Source organism: Streptomyces sp. Root1304 (genome assembly GCF_001426405.1).
GTDB lineage: Bacteria > Actinomycetota > Actinomycetes > Streptomycetales > Streptomycetaceae > Streptomyces.
Genome location: NZ_LMEP01000001.1, coordinates 240,262 through 256,000, shown reverse-complemented (window position 1 = coordinate 256,000; position 15,739 = coordinate 240,262). Strand labels below are relative to the sequence as shown.

Sequence of the window (15,739 nt, the reverse complement as noted above, 5' to 3'; positions counted from 1 at the left end):
CCCTCCCGGTCCCTGAGGGCGCGTCGGGCCCGGAACCGTGTCGGCCCCAGTGTGCTGCGCGGCGCGCGTCGGCGCGAGGGAGCGGAGAAACGAGAAGACCCCTGCGGCAGGATGGTCCCCATGCCGAACCGACTGGCCCATGAGACCTCCCCGTACCTCCTTCAGCACGCCGACAACCCGGTCGACTGGTGGCCGTGGTCGGCCGAGGCCTTCGAGGAGGCCCGCCGCCGCGACGTCCCCGTCCTGCTCAGCGTCGGCTACAGCTCCTGCCACTGGTGCCACGTCATGGCCCACGAGTCCTTCGAGGACGACGCCACCGCCGCGCTCGTCAACGAGAACTTCGTCGCCGTCAAGGTCGACCGCGAGGAGCGGCCCGACGTCGACGCCGTCTACATGGAGGCCGTCCAGGCCGCCACCGGGCAGGGGGGCTGGCCGATGACCGTGTTCCTCACCCCCGACGCCGCCCCCTTCTACTTCGGTACGTACTTCCCGCCGGAGCCCCGCCACGGCATGCCCTCCTTCCCGGAGGTCCTGGAGGGCGTCAGGGGGGCCTGGGCCGACCGTCGTGACGAGGTCGGCGAGGTCGCCGAGCGGATCGTGAAGGACCTCGCCGGCCGCTCCCTCGCCTACGGCGGCGACGGAGTCCCCGGTGAGGAGGAGCTCGGGCAGGCCCTCCTCGGTCTCGTCCGCGAGTACGACGCCAAGCACGGCGGCTTCGGCGGCGCCCCCAAGTTCCCGCCGTCGATGGCGCTGGAGTTCCTGCTCCGCCACCATGCCCGTACGGGTTCCGAGGGCGCCCTCCAGATGGCCGCGGACACCTGCGAGGCGATTGCCCGCGGCGGCATCTACGACCAGCTCGGCGGCGGCTTCGCCCGCTACGCCGTCGACCGCGCCTGGGTCGTGCCGCACTTCGAGAAGATGCTGTACGACAACGCCCTGCTCTGCCGGGTCTACGCCCACCTGTGGAAGGCGACCGGCAGCGAGCTCGCCCGCCGGGTCGCCCTGGAGACCGCCGACTTCATGGTCCGCGAACTCCGCACCCCCGAGGGCGGCTTCGCCTCCGCGCTCGACGCGGACAGCGACGACGGCACCGGCAAGCACGTCGAGGGCGCCTTCTACGTGTGGACCCCGGAGCAGCTCACCGAGGTCCTCGGTGCCGAGGACGCCGCCCTCGCCGCCGCCCACTACGGCGTCACCGAGGACGGCACCTTCGAGCACGGCAGCTCCGTCCTCCAGTTCCCGGAGGGGACCGGCCCGGCCGACGCCGACCGGATCGCCTCGATCGCGGCCCGCCTCCTCGCCGCCCGCGAGGAGCGCGAGCGCCCCGGCCGGGACGACAAGGTCGTCGCCGCCTGGAACGGCCTCGCGGTCGCCGCCCTCGCCGAGACCGGCGCCCTCTTCGACCGCCCCGACCTCGTCGAGCGCGCCACGGAGGCCGCCGACCTGCTCGTACGGGTCCACATGGACGAGGCCGCCCGCCTCACCCGTACGTCCAAGGACGGCCGGGCCGGCACCAACGCGGGCGTCCTGGAGGACTACGCCGACGTCGCCGAAGGCTTCCTCGCCCTCGCCGCCGTCACCGGCGAGGGCGCCTGGCTGGAGTTCGCCGGCTTCCTCCTGGACCTGGTCCTCGACCGCTTCACCGCCGAGGGCGGCGCCCTGTACGACACGGCCCACGACGCCGAGGCGCTGATCCGCCGCCCGCAGGACCCCACGGACAACGCGGCCCCGTCCGGCTGGACCGCCGCCGCCGGAGCCCTGCTCTCGTACGCCGCCCAGACCGGCTCGGAGGCCCACCGCGCCGCCGCCGAAGGCGCCCTCGGCGTCGTCAAGGCCCTCGGCCCCCGCGCACCCCGCTTCATCGGCTGGGGCCTGGCCGTGGCCGAGGCCCTCCTCGACGGGCCCCGGGAGATCGCCGTCGTGGGCGCCCCCGGCGACGAGGCCTTCCGGGAGCTGCGCCGTACCGCCCTCCTGGCCACCGCCCCCGGCGCGGTGCTCGCCTTCGGCGCCCCCGACAGCGAGGAGTTCCCGCTGCTGCGGGACCGCCCGCTGGTGGCCGGTGCGCCCGCCGCGTACGTGTGCCGTCACTTCACCTGTGACGCACCGGTCACCGATCCGGCCGAGCTGCGCCGGAAGCTCTGAGGGCGGCGCCGGAAAGGGGACGGCCCCGCGGTCCCTCCGAGGAGGGACCGCGGGGCCGCACCCGGCCGGGCGTCGTCGCTCAGCTGTTGCCGGCGCCGTTGCCCGAGAGCACCGGGATGTCGCTGAGGATGTGCGACAGCGGCTCGTCACCCTTGGCCTGGGTGGAGTTCTCGGTGCACTGCTGGTTCTGCGGGGAGGACAGCACGTTGACGTCCTGGACCGCGATCGGGATGAGCCCGATGAGCGAACCGGCGTTGACCTTGGCCGGCAGACCGACGCACGGCTTGTTCAGGGAGCCCTGGACGAGCGCGAACTGCGGGCTCATGTCGCCGTGGGTGGCGGAGTTGCCGAACTCCTGGTGGGCACCGTTGCCGCTGAGCGAGGTGGTGCCACCGTCGTCCGCGATCGCGAGCGCCTGTCCGGCACCCGCCGCCGTCGCGCCGAGGACCGACGCAGCCACAGCAGCCGTAGCCAACAGCTTCTTCATTGTTCAGGCCTTTCGGGTTGTGGCTCGCTGAGTGCCGAGCCGCGCTGATCAACTGGTCGGCGGCCCGGAGGTTCCGCGAAGTCCACCGGACGGACTACGGGCAGATGAGCGAAGCCCCGGGTGCGGGCCGGTAGGTGCCCACCGCGATCGTGCTGGGGGCGACGGCGTCGGAGGGCGGCAGCGGCCGGTCCTCGCGCAGTCGTCCGAAGACCTCGGCCGCCCCTTCCTCGTCCCAGGCGAGGGTGGATCCGACGCCCTCGATGTCGGCGTTGAAGCCCCGTACGGGTACCGTCGCGAACTCCGTACGGTCCGGGGTCAGGTCCCGCAGCCGCCCGGCGAGCGCGAGGAGTTCCGCCGTCGAGACGCCCCGCTCGGCCGCGCCGGTCCCGCGCAGGGTCGCGGCGAGGGCCTTCAGCCGGCCGGGGTCGTCCAGGACGCCGTCGCGGAGCCGCTCCAGGGTGTTCACCACGAACTTCTGCTGCTTCTGGATCCGGCCGAAGTCCATCTGGCCGTCGGCCCGCCGCGACCGCACGTACTGGAGGGCCTCGCCACCGTGCACGCGCTTGGTGCCGGGAGCCAGGTCGATGCCGGTGACCGGGTCCTTGAGCGGTTTCTCCGTACAGACGGGCACGCCGCCGTCGACGTGGTCGACGGTGTCCATGAAGCGGCGGAAGTCGATCTCCAGGTACCGGTGGACGGGGAGCCCGGTCATCGACTCCACGGTCTCCACGGCGAACGCGGAACCCCCCTCCGCCCAGGCGTTGTTGATCTTCGCGGGATGGGCGGAGTGCAGCTCGCCGGTACGCCGGTCGCGGTGCCCGTCGGGGAAGGTGGTGAGCGAGTCGCGCGGCAGGCTCACCACGTCGACCCGGTCGTTCGCGGCCGAGACGTGCACCAGCATCATCACGTCGGTGCAGTCGCACTCCTTCCCGCCGAGCCGGTAGCGCTCCTTCTCCTGTTCGGTGACGCCCTTGCGGCTGTCGATCCCGACCACGAGGAGGTTCAGCCCGTGTTCCGGGGCGGGGAGATCGGTGGGGGCGGCGGCGAGGGCTCCGGGGGCGAGAGCGGCCATCGCCGTCAGCGCCGCCGGGACGAGCAGCGGACGCCGGGCCCGCCGTACACGCGGGAATTTCATGTCCGCACGCTATTTCGAGCGTGATCGCACACAGGTACACGACGCGACATGAACAGGACGAATCACTCTCCTGCGGCGCCTGTGTAATGATGCGGGAATCGCAGCGGAAGGAGCGAAGATGGCGCCGGATCCCGGAAAATGGGAACGGATGGCCTTCATTCCGAAGAGCCGATATGTGAGTGACCCGCCCCCGGCCGACCGCACACCGTTCCCGGTGTATTCGGCACTGGTGACCCAATGGGTCCAGTCGGGGCGGACGGTGCCGGGGATGCCGGACCGGGAATGGGAACGCCTGATGGCGACGCCGGTCTGGCCGACCTGGTAGCGGTCCGGCTGTAGGCGACACGGCGAAAGGGGCCGCCCCGGAGGGCGGCCCCTGACGTGTGGCGTCGTCGCGCGCGGGGCGCGGACGCCGGAAGGCGGTGGAACGTCAGTTGTTGCCGACGCCGTTGCCCGACAGGACCGGGATGTCGTCCAGGATGTGCGACAGGGCCTCGTCGCCCTTCGCCTGGGTGGAGTTCTCGGTGCACTGCTGGTTCTGCGGGGAGGACAGCACGTTGATGTCCTGGACGCTGATCGGGATGGCACCGATGAGCGAACCGGCGTTGAGCTTGGCCGGCAGGCCGATGCACGGCTTGTTCAGCGAGCCCTGGACCAGCGCGAACTGCGGGCTCATGTTGCCGTACGTCGCGGAGTTGCCGTACTCCTGGTGCGCGCCGTTGCCGCTGAGCGAGGTGGTGCCGCCGTCGTTGCTGATGGCGAGCGCCGGGGAGGCCACGGCGGCGGTGGCGCCGACGATGGAGACGGCTGCGGCCGCGGTGGCCATAACCTTCTTGATCACGGGAGTTCCCTTCTAGAACCGGCTCCGTGCAGGGAGCGACCTGATCAACTGGCCCCGGACGCAAGGGTTCCGCTGTGTCACCCTCTTGGCGGAGCGCACATGGCAGCGCGAAACGCGGTCCCAGTCGAACGGGTGAAGAGCCGGAACCAAAGCCCGTCCCCGCAGTTGATCCCGTCGCATCAATCAGGTCGATTGGTGGGAACAGGAACGGAATCACCGTGATCAAGAAGATTATGGCGGCTGCGGCTGTTACGGCCTCTGTTGTCGGCGCTTCTGCTGCGGCGGCCTCCCCGGCGCTCGCCATCGCCGACGACGGCGGCACGACCTCGCTCAGCGGCAACGGCGCGCACACGGCGTTCGGCAACTCGACGACCGCGGGTGACATGAGCCCCCAGTTCTCGGCCGTCCAGGGCTCGCTGAACAAGCTGTGCCTCGGCGCCCCGGTCAAGGGCAACGTCGGCTCGGTCGTCGGCGTCCTCGTCCCGGTCGCGGTCCAGGACATCAACGTCCTCTCCTCCCCGCAGAACCAGCAGTGCGCCGAGAACTCCACCCAGGCCAAGGGGGACGAGCCGCTGTCGCACCTCGTCGAGGACATCCCGGTGCTCTCCGGCAACGGTGCCTACAACGGCTGATCCGCGTCGCGGACACTGGGCCGGAAGAGAACCTCCGTGTTCTCTTCCGGCCCTTTTCGTACGCGCAACGGAGTGAATGAGCAGACTTCGACGTTCTTCCGGTTTCCTTTGCGCGGGATGTTCGTTGTGTTCCGTGAAAAGTGTTCCGCCACCGAAAGGATGCAGACGAAAATGAACTGTAAGAAGGCTGCTGCCGTCGTCGCCGGAATCATCATGGCCATGGGTGCGGCGACCCCCGCCTTCGCCGACGCGGGCGCGGAGGGTGTCGCGGTCGGTTCGCCGGGCGTCCTCTCGGGCAACGTCGTCCAGGTCCCGATCCACATCCCGGTCAACGCCTGCGGCAACAGCATCAACGTCATCGGCCTGCTCAACCCGACCTTCGGCAACACCTGCATCAACGCCTGAGTCCTCAGCGACACGCAGGCTCGGGGGCCGGCCCCGGAGAGCACCCGCTCTCCGGGGCCGGCCCTCCGTCATGCCGGGACCGGCGCCTTCCCGCCCGTACGCGGCCGGCCCGGCGCGCCGCCGCTCCGGGCCCCCGCGCGCAGCCGCTGCCGCACCCCGCGCACCAGCCGCCCCGCCGTGTACTCGGCGCCGAGGACGAACCGCATCGAGGGCCCGTACGACGGGGCGGTGAGCAGTCCGGCGAGGAAGAGGCCGGGCCACGAGGACTCGAAGAGCGCGCCGACCTCCGGGGCCCCGCCCGCGCCGACGGTCCGCAGCGCCCCGCGCAGCGTCGGGGAGAGCACCTTCGCCCGGTCCAGGCCCGGGACGAAACCGGTGGCCGCGACGACGTGGTCGGTCTCCAGGACGGTCGTGCCGCCAGGGCCGGACACATCGAGCCGCAGCCGCTCGTCCCCGGTCACGGCCGCCGCGGTGATCCGCTGCCCGAGGCGTACGTCCCCGACCGCAGCGAAGCGCTCACGGAGCCACCAGGCACCGGCCGGGCCGAGCGCCGAGCCGAAGATCCGCTCGCGGGTGGCGGCGGGCAGACGCCGGAAGACGCCCGGGGTGTCGGCGTAGAGCCTGTTCCGCCAGCCGCAGCCGAGCCCCGTGTGCGGGGCGCGCAGCGAGGGCCAGAGGCCGCGGTCGAGCGCCGGGGGCAGGGTGTTCCAGTTCAGCCGGTCCGCGCGGGCGACGATCCTGACCGCGCCCGCGCCGCGCTCCACGAGGAGCGCGGCCGTCTCCAGGGCCGCCTGGCCCGCGCCGACGACCGTGACGTCCTGCCCCGCGAAGCGGTCCAGCGCGCCGTGGTGGCTGGAGTGGGTGACGTACCGCCGGTCCAGGCCGCGCAGCGGTCCGGGCACCTCCATGAAGGGCAGGACGCCGACGGCGAGCGCCACCGTCCGGGCGCGGAGCGGTTCGCCGTCCTCGGTGAGCAGCGCGAAGCCGTCGGCGGTCGGCGTGACCGAGGCGATCAGCCGCTCGTCGAGCGCGGGCACGGCCCGCCGGGCGAACCAGTCGCCGTACGCGGCGAAGAAGTCCACCGGCAGCGGCACCCCGTGCTCGGCGCGCACGCCCCGCGCGGCGGCGTACGCGTCGAGCCCGTACGCCCCCTGCGGGTCGGAGAGGTGCGAGGCCCAGGGTTCCGACTTCAGGAACATGCCCGGGGGCATGGCGTGCCAGGACTCCATCGAGCGGCCGAAGGTCCGCAGGCGCAGCCCGTGGACGGCCGCGTGCGCGGCCACGGACAGGCCGTAGGGTCCGGCCCCGACGACCACCAGGTCGTACGTGTTCGACATCGTGCCTTCCGCCTTCAACGTGGAGTGAGCTGCTGGGAGGAGCTGCGGGCCCGTGGCGTCGTGGGGGTCGTCGGCGGGCCCGCCCGGCCGGAGCGCAGGCGGCGGCGGAGCACGGACAGCGCCTTGCGCAGGAGGTGCGCGAGCCAGGCGCGGCCCATGGCGAGCGCGGGCGCCGGGTCGTCGGCGGCCCACCAGGCGTACTCGGTCCTGCGCGCGGCCCCGGGCTCGGCCGCGTACCGGCGGCGCGGCGAGGCCAGCACCGAGAGCGCCGTGTAGTTCTCGACGACGAAGCGGCGCCCGTACGCGGGGGAGTGCGGCGGTACGGGACGGCCGGTGAGGTCCAGGTGGAGGGCGCGGACCACGTCGAGGCCGGACGGGTCGGTGAAGAGCCGGAACTGCGCGCCGGGCCGGGGGTTGAAGTCGAGCAGGTGGTACGCGCCCGTGGACCGGTCGAGCCGGAAGTCCAGGTCGCAGACGCCCCGGTAGCCCAGCGCGTCGAGCAGTGCGCGGGCCGTGCGCTCCAGGGCCGGGTTCACCGTCCAGCGGCCGACGGCGGTGAGCCCGGCGCCGTCCGGCCAGGAACGCTCCTTGCGGCCGGTCGACCCCGTCGTGCAGCGGCCGGCGGAGTCCACGTACCCGTGGAAGAACCAGTCGAGGTCCCGGCCGGCCGGAAGCAGCTCCTGGAGCAGCAGCCGGCTGCCGGCCTCGGGGGTGCGGGCGTACAGCTCCCGCACCTCGGCGAGCGAGCGCACGATCGAGGTGCTGCGCAGTCCGCCGCCGGCCGGGAGCAGCCAGGGGCGGCTCCACTTGGCCACCACCGGGAGTCCGAGCGACCAGGCCATCGCGGCGGCCTCGTCGGCGCCGGTGGGGAGTTCGGTACGGGGATGGGGCAGCCCCAGGTCCGCGCAGGTCTCGGCGAGCGAGGCCTTGTCGGCGACGCGCAGCAGCTGTTCCTCGCTCTGCTCGGGCAGCAGGAAGCGCGGGGAGAGATCGGCGCGCCTGCGGGCCAGGGCGAGGGCGCTGACGTCGTCGAGGGGGAGGACGAGGAGGGGAGGTGACGGGGCGTCGGGGATGGCGTCGGCGGGCGGGTCCTTCCGGTCGCCCGTCCCGCCCTCCGTGCGACCTGCCGTCCGACCGTCCGTCAGTTCGTCCGCGATCCGGTGCAGGAGGGCGACCAGCTCTCCGGCGGAGGCCGTCGCGGGGCGGACCCGGACCGAGCGGACATGGCGTGAGCGGGCGACCGGGCTGGTGCTCGATTCGATGACGGCGTGCACCGGAATTCCCGCCCGGCCCAATGAGCGCGCCGCTCCGAGGGTGCCGTGATGGAAGGGGTTCGGATCGAGCCGCACAAGGACGGTGGGAACGCTGGTGTCGAAACGCTGACTGCGCGGCACGGCACGCCCTTCCTCTCGGGTGCCCCATCTGGGCGATCAAATCCTCTAATGGACTACTGATCAGAGGGAAGCCGAGTTCACGGTCGGCGCATTAGGAATACTTTCGGAGTATCAGATTGACGGATCATCAAAAGGCGTACGACGCGAAGGAGTGGCCATGGGAGCTGCACACCGGAGAACCTCGAGAGCGTGGCTGGGGGTGTTCACCGCCGGTCTCCTCGCCTCGGGTTCAGTCGTGCTGTCGTCCCCCGCCCGGGCCGCCGAATCCGTCACGGCGAGCGATCCCGGACCCACGCTCTCGGGCGCCATGGGCGCGTTCCTCGAATCGGGCGCGCTCGGGGTCGCCCGCATCGAGGCCCTGCAGCAGTGGCTCGGCGGCCGTGAGCTCCGCGTCGGCCACACCTACCTTCCCGGCGACCTCTGGAAGAACATCGAGGGCCCCCCGGGCTTCCTCGACGCCTGGGCGGACTGGCGCAACGAGAAGGCCGACCGCATGTTCGTCCTCAACGTGCCCATGCTGGAGCGCAACGAGGCCGGGGTCTCCGACGCCGAGGTCCGCCGTCAGCTGCGGATCGGTGCCGCCGGCGCCTACGACCACCACTTCAGGACCCTCGCCCGGCGGCTCGTCGAGCTGGGCGCCACCGACACCGTCGTCGTCCTCGGCTGGGAGATGAACGGCACCACCTACACCCACCGGTGCGGGCCCGACCCCACTTCGTGGAAGAACTACTGGAACCGGATCGTCACCGCGATGCGCTCCGTGCCGGGCCAGAAGTTCCGGTTCGACTTCAACCCGAGCCGCGGTCTCGACGCCGTCCCGTGGACCGAGTGCTACCCGGGTGACGATGTCGTCGACATCATCGGAATGGACTCGTACGACCAGCCCTCGGGTTCGCGTTTCGACCAGCACGTCACCGAGCCGTACGGGCTCCAGAAGCAGGTCGATTTCGCGGCCGAGCACGGAAAGCAGATCTCCTATCCGGAATGGGGGCTCTTCCGCAACGGGGACAACCCCGAATACATGCGGCGCATGCTGGAATGGATGAAGCTGCACAAGCCGCTCTACCACACGATCACCGACTACTGCCCGCACGGCGTCTGGCAATGCGACGACAATCCCCGGTCGTCGGCGTTGTTCCGGCAGATGCTGTACGGCACGGAACCGGGCGTCCCGACACAGCCGACGGACCCGACCGACCCGACGTGGCCTACGGATCCGACCGATCCGACGTGGCCTACGGATCCGACCGATCCGACGTGGCCCACGGACCCGACGGTTCCTGAGCCCAAGCCGGAGCCCAAGCCGGAGCCGAAGCCCGAGCCGAAGCCGGAGCCGAAGCCGGAGCCGAAGCCGGAGCCGAAGCCGGAGCCGAAGCCGGAGCCGAAGCCGGAGCCGAAGCCGGAACCCAAGCCGGAACCCAAGCCGGAGCCGAAGCCGGAGCCGAAGCCGGAACCGAAGCCGGAGCCGAAGCCGGAGCCGAAGCCGGAGCCGAAGCCGGAACCCAAGCCCGAGCCCAAGCCGGAACCGAAGCCGGAACCCAAGCCCGAACCGAAGCCCGAGCCCAAGCCGGAACCCAAGCCGGAACCCAAGCCCTCCTGCTGGACCGTCAACCTCGGTTCATGGGTCGAGAGCTGGATCGGCGGGCCCGTCTGTGTCCCGAAGGACTCCTGGAAGGACAAGGTCGACCTCGACTGGAAGGGGTCGCTGGAGGGCGTCTGGCCCTTCTGACCGGTCCCTGTCGGTGGCGGTCGTGCGCGGCGGCGGCGGACTCATCCGTCGCCGCCGCGCCGCGTCCGCCCCGGCAGCCTGCCGAGCGCCCGCCCCACCCAGGGGCGCTCCCGCGCCTGCCGGGCCGCCCAGCGGCGCGCGTCGGCCGCGCCCGCGCGCAGCCACAGCAGCGGGGCCGTACCGCGCCCGGCGAGCATCAGCCGCTGGTTGCCCACGGTCTCGGGCCGCCAGTGGTGCTTGTACGCCTCCGTGCCGCGCAGCATGCTCAGCGTGGCCCGCCCGCCCGCGCTGGTCTCCCCGGCGCCGTGCCGCAGCAGCATCGTCGCCACGTCGACCTTGCGGGCGCGCAGCGCCGGGTCCGCCCCGTACAGATAGCCGCCCGCGAGCCGGGGGGACATCAGGGTCAGGTCGGCGGCGACCACGTCCCCGGCGAGCCGGAACTCGGTGACCATCGCGTCCCCGCGCTCCACCATCGGCCGCACGGCCCGGGTGAGGTGCTGGGCGAAGCGCTCGCTGGTGTGCTCGGCCGTCACCCCCCGCCCCTGCCACTGGAGCTGGTGCAGCCTCAGGAGCCGGTCGAGTGCGGCGGGCACCTCCGCCCCGGTGACCACGTGCGCGTCGATGCCGAGGGCGTCCAGCTTGCGCAGCTTGGCCCGGACCCGCTGCGCCTTCCCGGAGGGGATGCGTTCGAGGAGCCCCTCCATGGGGACGGCGGGCAGCTCCAGGCACAGCGAGTCGGGCAGCCGTCGGCGCGGGCCCCGCCAGCGGGCGAAGACCTGCTCGCTGGCCGCCCCCGGCCGCACCTCCCGCAGGTCGACCACCGAGCCCCTGGCGGCCCTCGCGATGCCCCGGGCCAGCGCGGGCGCCGCCCCCGGGCAGCCGTCGTCGACGAGCACGTCCGTGAAGTCGGTGATCGACCCGCCGAGCTGGGTGAGGACGGGCAGCGGCCCCCCGGCCCGCATCAGGGGCGCGGCGGCGACGAGTGAGCCGTCCGCACCCCGTACGAGCACCACCCGCAGCGCACCGGGCCGGCCGTACGAGAGCCACCAGGAGTGCAGCCAGGCATGGGACTGGAAGGGGGTGGCGGTGGAGCAGCGCCCGTACAGCGCCGTCCACTCGGCCGCCAGGCGCCCGAACCCGTCCTCGTCACGGCAGACCTCGGTCCGCAGCGGTCTCGGGGTCACACCGCCTCCGCCTGGTGCGCGGCGGTCGCCGGGGCGGGCACGGCGGCGGACCCGGCCGGGGCGGACGCCTGCCGGGAGTGGCGGGCCTCGCCGCGCGAGGCGGCGCGCTTCGGCCGGACGAGGAGGGCGAGACCGCCGAGGAGACCGCCCGCGCAGGCGCCGACCAGCGCGGAGAGCGGCGCCGAGGGGGAGACGGGGGCGATCGGCTTCGTGGCCCGGGAGAACTGGACGACCTTCACGCCCGTGCTGCCCGCGACGTGCGAGCTGTTGAGGACGAGCGCGCGGGCCACCCCGTCGGCCATCGACACGGCCTTCGCGGGCTGTTCCGACTGGGCGGTGATGGAGATCATCGGTGCGTCCGGGGAGGTCGCCGCCTGCACGTTCCGGCGCAGGGTGTCGGCGGTGACCCCGGCCCACACCTGGGCGTCGCCGGTCACCGCGATGTCGGTGGCGACCCGCCCGTACGCCTGCGCGAAGCCGAGCGCGGCCGCCGGGTCGGACTTCTCGGCCGGTACGACGATGACGTAGCTGGTCGCCGCGTACTGCGGGGTCTTCAGGGCCCCGTAACCGCCGCCGAGCGCGGCTCCGGCGAGGACGGCGACGGGCAGGACCGCCCAGCGGCCGGGCCTGCGCAGAGCGGCCTGGAGGGAGGTGCGGGGTGGGGTGGTGTTCATCGGTCGGGCTCTCTCACTCAGCGGGGAAGGGGGTGCCGTGGACGGCCTGGTCGTAGAGGGACATCAACTGGCCGGCGCTGTGCGCGATGTCGTAGCGGCGGGCGGCCGCCGGCAGCGGGAGCCGGGCGGGCCGGGCGTCCCGGACGCCGCGCAGCGCGGAGACCAGCTCGGACACGGACTCGCCGATCCGGCGCGCGCCCGGGGCGGCGTCCGGTGCGAGGTCGTCGATCGCCGGGCAGGCCACGTACAGCACGGGCAGTCCGGCGGCGAGGGCCTCGACGACGGCGAGCCCGAAGGTCTCGTCGGGTGAGGTGGACACGAACACGTCCATGGCGGCCAGCAGTTCCGGCAGCGAAGGCCCCGCGGCGGAGGCCGTCGGCGGGTCCTCACAGGCGCCGGCCAGCAGCACCCGGTCGGCGGCCCCGCACGCGCGGGCCGTCCGCAGCAGCTCCTCGCGCTGCTCGCCCTCGCCGACGAGCAGCAGCCGGGTCTCCGGGACCTCGGCCACCGCCCGGACGAGCCGGTCGAAGCGCTTCCCGGGCGTCAGCCGCCCCACCCCGCCGACGACAAGGGCGTCCTCGGGGAGACCGAGGGCCTCCCGGGTACGGCGCCGGGCGCGGGCGTCGAAGGCGAAGCGGCCGGTCTCGATGCCGTTGGGGACGACCCGGATCCGCTCGGCGGGCACCCCCCAGTCCGCCAGCCGGCGCGCCACGCTGGGCGAGACGGCGACGGTGGACGTGCCGAGCCGCTCGGACGCCAGATACAGGGCGCGGGTCCCCGCGGAGAGCGGGCGGCCCTCGATCTGCGTCTCGCCGAGGGAGTGCTCGGTGGCGATGACCCGCCGCACCCCGGCCAGCCGGGCCGCCGTCCTGCCGTAGACGCACGCCCGGTACAGATGGGTGTGGACGAGGTCGTAGCGGCCCTGCCGGACGATCCGCGCGAGCCGCGGCAGCGCGCCGAGGTCGCGGTTCCCCGCCATGCCCAGATGGGTGACGGGCGTGCCGTCCGCCTCGATGCCCGCGGCGACGGCCCCGGGGTTGGTGAGGGTGACGACACCGCTCCGCACGGGCAGGTGCCGCAGCAGCAGCCGCAGCTGCTGCTCGGCGCCGCCGATGCCGAGTCCGGTGATGACGTGCAGGACCTTCACGGCGCACCGACCACGGCGGGGCCGTACGGCGCGGGCGTCAGATCGGCGGGGTGGCGGCGGCGGAAGGGGTGCAGGACCCGCTTGGCGGTGAGCCGCCAGGGGGTGTCGCCCTCGCCGATGTGGACCCGCGGCAGGGCGTACGCGCCGGTGTGTGGGCCCGGGTCGATCGCGCAGGCGTAGCGGTAGCCGGCCTTGCGCACGGCGTGGATCGCGCGCGGGTCGACCTGCCCGTACGGGTAGCAGAAGCCGTCCACGGGCGTGCCGGTCATCTCCTCCAGGAGTTCCCGGCTGTGCCGGGTCTCGGCGGCGAGCACGGCGTCGTCCACCTCGGTCAGCGCGACGTGGGTGAGGCCGTGCGAGCCGATCTCCATGCCGGCCCCGGCGATCCGCAGGATGCCGTCCTCGGTGAGCAGCGACTTGCGCGGCCCGGCCGTGTCCCAGCCGTTCTCCCCGCCGAGCCGCCCCGGCAGCACGTACACCGTCGCCGTGAACCCGTGCCGGCGCAGCAGCGGCAGCGCCGAGTCGACGAAGTCCGCGTAACCGTCGTCGAAGGTCAGGCCCACGAGCCCGCGGGCGCGCCCCGCCGCGGTGGCGGCGAGCAGCTCCCGCACCGAGACCCCGCGCAGTCCCCGGTCGGCCATCCAGTGCAGCTGCCGGGCGAAGCGCACCGGGGAGACGGTCACCCGGTACGGGTCGTCAGCGATGTCCGTGATCGAGTGGTACATCGCCACCCACAGGGGCGGTTTCACCCACAGGGGCGGCTTCGGGAGCAGACGGCGCAGCGCGGTGGCGGCGGGCATGGGCGGTCCTCCGGGAGGCGGAGCGGGGCAGGGGCGGAATCTCGGGCGCCTTGGCGGCGCAGGCGATGAAGAGCACGAAGACACCGATGACGACCAGGCCCGCGACGGTGACGGCGAGGAACGCGGGCCCGATCGCGATCGAGCACAGCCAGCCGGCGCCGGTGGCCCAGGCGCCCGCCGTGGCGAGCCGCAGCAGGCCCTCGCCGAGCCGGTCGACGTCCACCGGGACGGACTGGCGGTGCGCGCCGCGCAGCAGCAGCACCGCGGCGAGGGTGATGCCGAGGGCGTTGGCGGCGGCGATGCCGACGGCGCCCCAGTGGTGGGCGGCGGGAACGCCGGCGGCGGCCGTGGTGGCGAGCCCGGCGGCCATGGCGGCGGCCGGGTACCAGAGCGGCCGGGCGGCGGAGAAGTAGCAGCGGACGAGGGCGCCGACCATGGTCTGGCCGAGCAGGCCGAGGGCGTACACCCGCATCACGGCGGCGGTCGCCACTGTGTCGGAGCGGCCGAACTCACCGCGCTCGAAGAGAAGTTCGACGATGCGGGGGGCGGCGGCGATCACCGTCGACGCGCCGACGAGGACGACGACGGCGGCCAGCAGCAGATCCCGCTCGACCCGGCGGCGGGCCGTCTCCGTGTCGCCCGCCGCGAGCGCGCGGGCCACCATCGGGAAGCTGACCGTGCACAGCATCAGGGAGAGGATCATCGGCATCTGCGCGACCTTCTGCGCGTAGTTCAGATGCGAGATGGCACCGGCCGGCAGCGGCGAGGCGAGGAAGCGTTCGATCAGGGTCTGCGACTGGCGGGCGAGCGAGAAGGCGACGACGGGCGCGATCAGCCCGAGGACCAGGACACGGCTCTCGGCCGTGCCGCCGCCGGACGCGGGCGGCTCGGGCTGCCGCGTCGGCACCGGACGGGTGCGCAGCTCGCGCAGCAGCGAGGGCAGCTGGACGAGCACCATCAGGACCCCGCCGACCGCGACCCCGGCGGCGGCGGACCGCACGCCCAGCGGTTCGCGCAGCACGAGGACGGTGCCGATGATGCCCGCGTTGTACGCCACGTAGATCGCGGCCGGCGGCAGGAAACAGCCGTGCGCGCGCAGCGCCGCCGAGCAGTAGCCGACCAGCGAGAAGGTCAGCACGCAGGTGCCGGTCAGCCGGGTGCAGTCGACGGCGAGCGCCGGATCGGGCAGTCCCGGCGCGAGGACCCGGACGAGCAGCGGGGCGGCGGCGACGAGGAGCGCGGAGACGACACCGAGGACGAGGACGATCCGGGGCAGCGTGCCGCGCACCAGCGCCCGCACCGGGTCGCCGAGCGGGCCCTGGGCACGGCGGGCCAGGGCCCGGGAGAACGCGGGCACCAGGATCAGCGCCATCGCGTCCTCGATGAGCAGCGTCGAGGCGAACTCGGGGACCGTCCACGCCACCAGGAACGCGTCGGTCTCGGCCCCGGCCCCGAAGTACCCGGCGAGGATCTGGTCCCGTACGAGCCCGAGCAGCGCCCCGACGGCGGTGAGTCCCGCGGTCACGGCGGCGGCCCTGGCGAGGAACCCCCGCCCCTCGGACGCCCCGGTACGGGACGGGCGCACGCGCGCGTGGGCACGACGGCCGGAGGGAGCGGGGGAAGCGGCTTTCGCACCGGTCCCGGAAGGCGTACGGGGTCCGGTACCCGCTCCGTGAGGCGTACGGGGTCCGGGACCCGCTCCGTGAGGCGTACGAGGTCCCGCCGGGGCCCCGTGAGGCGTACGGGGTTCGGCCGCGCGGAGTTCGCGTACGGCAGCCCCGGCTCCCGCGCGCGCACCCGCCCCGGCTCCCGCCCCCGACGTGCGGCGGACC

At 73.5% G+C, this 15,739-nt stretch carries 15 protein-coding genes; 5 read left to right on the top strand and 10 right to left on the bottom strand.

Going from position 1 to position 15,739, the window contains the following annotated elements; genetic code table 11:
* Positions 1-120 precede the first annotated feature (120 nt).
* Positions 121-2,142: a thioredoxin domain-containing protein gene (locus ASD33_RS01115; protein WP_056551759.1), complete on the top strand. Its 2,022-nt coding sequence runs from the start codon at positions 121-123 to the stop codon at positions 2,140-2,142.
* A 79-nt stretch (positions 2,143-2,221) separates the two neighbouring features.
* Here the strand turns inward: ASD33_RS01115 and ASD33_RS01110 are convergent, their stop codons facing one another.
* On the bottom strand, positions 2,222-2,629 hold the full coding sequence (locus ASD33_RS01110; protein ID WP_056551757.1) for a rodlin: 408 nt from the start codon (positions 2,627-2,629) through the stop codon (positions 2,222-2,224).
* 94 nt (positions 2,630-2,723) lie between these two features.
* Positions 2,724-3,764, bottom strand: a complete 1,041-nt coding sequence (locus ASD33_RS01105; protein WP_056551755.1) for an LCP family protein — start codon at positions 3,762-3,764, stop codon at positions 2,724-2,726.
* A gap of 118 nt (positions 3,765-3,882) precedes the next feature.
* Between ASD33_RS01105 and ASD33_RS34750 the strand changes: the two genes are divergently transcribed.
* Positions 3,883-4,089 (top strand): hypothetical protein, encoded by a 207-nt coding sequence (locus tag ASD33_RS34750; RefSeq protein ID WP_107103602.1) that lies wholly within the window; start codon positions 3,883-3,885, stop codon positions 4,087-4,089.
* A gap of 105 nt (positions 4,090-4,194) precedes the next feature.
* On the opposite strand, the gene ASD33_RS01100 is transcribed toward ASD33_RS34750, so the two are convergent.
* Positions 4,195-4,605, bottom strand: coding sequence for a rodlin (locus ASD33_RS01100; protein WP_056551753.1), 411 nt, complete (start codon positions 4,603-4,605; stop codon positions 4,195-4,197).
* 218 nt (positions 4,606-4,823) lie between these two features.
* Between ASD33_RS01100 and ASD33_RS01095 the strand changes: the two genes are divergently transcribed.
* Both ASD33_RS01095 and ASD33_RS01090 read left to right on the top strand, forming a co-directional pair.
* Positions 4,824-5,237 carry a rodlin gene (locus ASD33_RS01095; protein ID WP_056551751.1) on the top strand — a complete coding sequence of 138 codons (414 nt, stop codon included), beginning with the start codon at positions 4,824-4,826 and terminating at the stop codon, positions 5,235-5,237.
* Between the two features lie 171 nt (positions 5,238-5,408).
* Positions 5,409-5,642 carry a chaplin gene (locus tag ASD33_RS01090; protein ID WP_056551748.1) on the top strand — a complete coding sequence of 78 codons (234 nt, stop codon included), beginning with the start codon at positions 5,409-5,411 and terminating at the stop codon, positions 5,640-5,642.
* 68 nt (positions 5,643-5,710) lie between these two features.
* On the opposite strand, the gene ASD33_RS01085 is transcribed toward ASD33_RS01090, so the two are convergent.
* Both ASD33_RS01085 and ASD33_RS01080 read right to left on the bottom strand, forming a co-directional pair.
* Positions 5,711-6,979: an FAD-dependent oxidoreductase gene (locus ASD33_RS01085; RefSeq protein ID WP_056551746.1), complete on the bottom strand. Its 1,269-nt coding sequence runs from the start codon at positions 6,977-6,979 to the stop codon at positions 5,711-5,713.
* Between the two features lie 14 nt (positions 6,980-6,993).
* Entirely contained in the window at positions 6,994-8,253 is a 1,260-nt protein-coding gene (locus ASD33_RS01080) for an ATP-grasp domain-containing protein (protein ID WP_347232253.1), read from the bottom strand.
* Between the two features lie 277 nt (positions 8,254-8,530).
* Between ASD33_RS01080 and ASD33_RS01075 the strand changes: the two genes are divergently transcribed.
* Entirely contained in the window at positions 8,531-10,102 is a 1,572-nt protein-coding gene (locus tag ASD33_RS01075; RefSeq protein WP_056551742.1) for a glycosyl hydrolase, read from the top strand.
* A 41-nt stretch (positions 10,103-10,143) separates the two neighbouring features.
* Here ASD33_RS01075 and ASD33_RS01070 read toward each other — a convergent pair whose 3' ends face one another.
* Genes ASD33_RS01070 through ASD33_RS01050 form a run of 5 tightly spaced genes read right to left on the bottom strand, consistent with a single transcriptional unit; the run spans position 10,144 to position 15,492 of the window.
* Positions 10,144-11,286: a GNAT family N-acetyltransferase gene (locus tag ASD33_RS01070; protein WP_056551740.1), complete on the bottom strand. Its 1,143-nt coding sequence runs from the start codon at positions 11,284-11,286 to the stop codon at positions 10,144-10,146.
* Positions 11,283-11,960 carry a hypothetical protein gene (locus ASD33_RS01065; protein ID WP_056551737.1) on the bottom strand — a complete coding sequence of 226 codons (678 nt, stop codon included), beginning with the start codon at positions 11,958-11,960 and terminating at the stop codon, positions 11,283-11,285. The genes ASD33_RS01070 and ASD33_RS01065 overlap by 4 nt, the downstream gene beginning before the upstream one ends.
* 13 nt (positions 11,961-11,973) lie before the next feature.
* Positions 11,974-13,107, bottom strand: a complete 1,134-nt coding sequence (locus ASD33_RS01060) for a glycosyltransferase (RefSeq protein ID WP_056551735.1) — start codon at positions 13,105-13,107, stop codon at positions 11,974-11,976.
* A complete protein-coding gene (locus tag ASD33_RS01055; RefSeq protein ID WP_056553696.1) occupies positions 13,104-13,907 on the bottom strand; it encodes a polysaccharide deacetylase family protein in 804 nt (267 codons plus the stop codon). Before ASD33_RS01055 ends, ASD33_RS01060 begins: the two co-directional genes overlap by 4 nt.
* Positions 13,804-15,492 carry a lipid II flippase MurJ gene (locus ASD33_RS01050; protein ID WP_056551733.1) on the bottom strand — a complete coding sequence of 563 codons (1,689 nt, stop codon included), beginning with the start codon at positions 15,490-15,492 and terminating at the stop codon, positions 13,804-13,806. Before ASD33_RS01050 ends, ASD33_RS01055 begins: the two co-directional genes overlap by 104 nt.
* Positions 15,493-15,739: the final 247 nt, after the last annotated feature.

Coding starts and splice junctions, on each gene's coding strand:
- ASD33_RS01055 (WP_056553696.1), bottom strand. CDS start 13,907: ATGCCCGCCGCCACCGCGCTGCGCCGTCTGCTCCCGAAGCCGCCCCTG.
- ASD33_RS01105 (WP_056551755.1), bottom strand. CDS start 3,764: ATGAAATTCCCGCGTGTACGGCGGGCCCGGCGTCCGCTGCTCGTCCCG.
- ASD33_RS34750 (WP_107103602.1), top strand. CDS start 3,883: ATGGCGCCGGATCCCGGAAAATGGGAACGGATGGCCTTCATTCCGAAG.
- ASD33_RS01110 (WP_056551757.1), bottom strand. CDS start 2,629: ATGAAGAAGCTGTTGGCTACGGCTGCTGTGGCTGCGTCGGTCCTCGGC.
- ASD33_RS01085 (WP_056551746.1), bottom strand. CDS start 6,979: ATGTCGAACACGTACGACCTGGTGGTCGTCGGGGCCGGACCCTACGGC.
- ASD33_RS01075 (WP_056551742.1), top strand. CDS start 8,531: ATGGGAGCTGCACACCGGAGAACCTCGAGAGCGTGGCTGGGGGTGTTC.
- ASD33_RS01065 (WP_056551737.1), bottom strand. CDS start 11,960: ATGAACACCACCCCACCCCGCACCTCCCTCCAGGCCGCTCTGCGCAGG.
- ASD33_RS01115 (WP_056551759.1), top strand. CDS start 121: ATGCCGAACCGACTGGCCCATGAGACCTCCCCGTACCTCCTTCAGCAC.
- ASD33_RS01090 (WP_056551748.1), top strand. CDS start 5,409: ATGAACTGTAAGAAGGCTGCTGCCGTCGTCGCCGGAATCATCATGGCC.